Genomic DNA, 2,235 nt, shown 5'->3' on the forward strand with positions numbered 1-2,235 from the left:
GGAGCTGCAGATGCGCCACGAGCCCCATCACCCGGCGGCCAACGAGGACGGCTACGTCTACTACCCCAATGTGAATGTGGTTGAAGAGATGGCGGACATGATGTCGTCGTCCAGAAGTTTCCAGATGAATGTGGATGTCATGAACACAGCCAAGTCCATGATGCAGCGCATTCTGACTCTCGGTCAGCAGTAACAGGGTGAGGAGCACAACATGACTGCAGTAAATGCAACAGACGCGTCGGATGTTCTGAGCCAGTACCAGCTGAAGCAACAGAATGGCGGCCAGGGCACCAGCGAGTTGGGTCGGAACGAGTTCATGGAACTGATGCTGGCCCAGCTGAAGAACCAGAACCCGCTGGAACCCCAGGACAACGGTGAATTCATCTCCCAACTGGCCCAGTTCAGCTCGCTGGAGGAAATGCAGAACCTTTCCGGTACGGTTGAGGATGTGGTGGGTCAGTTCCGTTCCAGCCAGGCGCTGCAGGCCTCTGCCATGGTCGGCAAAACCGTGCTTGCCCCTTCCCAGATCGGGGTTCTGGGTGCGGACGGTGAGATCAGCGGCACCGTTGAAGTGCCGGCATCGACCGGTGGCCTTCGGCTTTCGATTCAGGGTCAGAATGGTGAGCGGGTTCGCCAGATCGACATGGGTAGTAGTCCGGCAGGGGTGACCTCGTTCCGCTGGGATGGCCAGGACGGCAACGGCAATCCCTTGCCGCCGGGCGCCTACCGGATTGTGGCCGAGGCTTCCTACCCGGATGGGCCGCAGCAGTTGGGTACGATGGTAAGTGCCAATGTTGACAGCGTGTCCCTGGGCCAGGGTGGCTCCATTACCCTGAATCTTGCAGGCATGGGCTCCATCGCCCTGTCTGATGTAAAACAAATTAACTGATACCGGTGAAACACCAAGGGGTGAACCATGGGATTTAATACGGGTTTGAGTGGCCTTCGCGCGGCATCGGTGGATCTGGACGTCACCGGCAACAACATTGCCAACGCCAGTACCGTTGGTTTCAAGGGCAGCAAGGCCCAGTTTGGCGATCTATACGCCAGCGGTTTCCTGAGCGCAGGCACCAACCCGATCGGCGACGGTGTCCGGGTCCAGGATGTAAAACAGTCGTTCGGTCAGGGAAACGTCAGTTTTACCGACAATGGCCTCGACATGGCGATTAGCGGTGATGGATTTTTCATTTTGAATAACGGCGGTGAGACTCGTTACTCACGAGCAGGTCAATTCGGAGTCGATAAAGACGGGTTCGTTACCAACAACCAAAATATGCGCGTACAGGGATTTACCGCGGATGCGGATGGAAATCTTTCGGGCATTCGCGGTGATCTGGTTATAGATTCTAACAACTTGGCGCCCAGACGGACTACCTTACTGGAAACTGATGTCAATCTAGATGCCCGAGAGTCTGTACTTGAAAATCGAAGCGCTTTTCTAATTGGTCGGCCTGGTGTTGCCGAGCCGGACAGCGCGCAGACTAATGCTATTTTGAACGAGTCCTTCACAGTTACCTACCGCGACGGCTCCACTTTTAGTAGCGGACAGACGCCCGCTGCCTTGTCGGCGGCGTACGGTGCCAACGACTTGGCCAACTATTTCAACGGCATCGATGGCTTAAATGCGTCCGCGCTTACAGAACAGACTCTTGACGCCACTGAACTGGAGTCAGCTCTTGCTCAGTCAGATTTTGAGTTTTCGATTTCTGTGGGCGAGAATGGCGAGGCGGGCAGTGCCACTATCGATAGATCCAGTTTAAATGGAAACCCTCCAACGGCGATCGATTTTGCTGAGCTGCTGACTTCACTTCCTGGATTGAGTGGCGTCAGCGCCGAAGTGGAAAATGGAAGCGTGCTGATTCGCCAGAACAGCGGTTTTACATTGGAAACCAGCTTTCCGAATACTCCCACCTCTATAACAGGTGAAGGTGTGACGAACGGATTCCTGAGCACCCTGTCTGCAGATGACAGTATTGAAAGTCTGTCGTCTGAGAGCCTGTCGTCTCCTCCGACTACACCTAATCTGGGGGCCAATTTCAATGCCGGAGCAGCCGATCCTGTGATAACGAACCAGTTTAATCCACTGGATCAGCGGACCTACAACCACGCAACCTCTACAACCATCTACGACAGCTTGGGAAACTCTCACGAATTGACGCAGTTCTATGTCAAAAACCTTTCACCGACAGCCAGTAATGGCAGCAGTCAGTGGTCGATTTACACCCAAATTGATGG

Annotated in this window: 3 protein-coding genes; all 3 read left to right on the forward strand. The window is 54.5% G+C overall.

All coding sequences use genetic code 11. The annotated features are described in order from the left end of the window. Positions 1 to 193 (forward strand): flagellar basal body rod protein FlgC (locus B2W52_RS06095; RefSeq protein ID WP_286801931.1); only part of this gene is annotated, 193 nt, incomplete at its 5' end. Between the two features lie 18 nt (positions 194 to 211). Further along, complete coding sequence (locus B2W52_RS06100) at positions 212 to 889, forward strand: flagellar hook assembly protein FlgD (protein ID WP_008174289.1); 678 nt, start codon at positions 212 to 214, stop codon at positions 887 to 889. A 27-nt stretch (positions 890 to 916) separates the two neighbouring features. Next, positions 917 to 2,235, forward strand: a 1,319-nt coding sequence (locus B2W52_RS06105; protein WP_286801936.1) for a flagellar hook-basal body complex protein, incomplete at its 3' end; no start/stop codon positions are given.

Source organism: Marinobacter sp. UBA2498 (assembly GCF_002341575.1).
Classification (GTDB): domain Bacteria; phylum Pseudomonadota; class Gammaproteobacteria; order Pseudomonadales; family Oleiphilaceae; genus Marinobacter; species Marinobacter manganoxydans.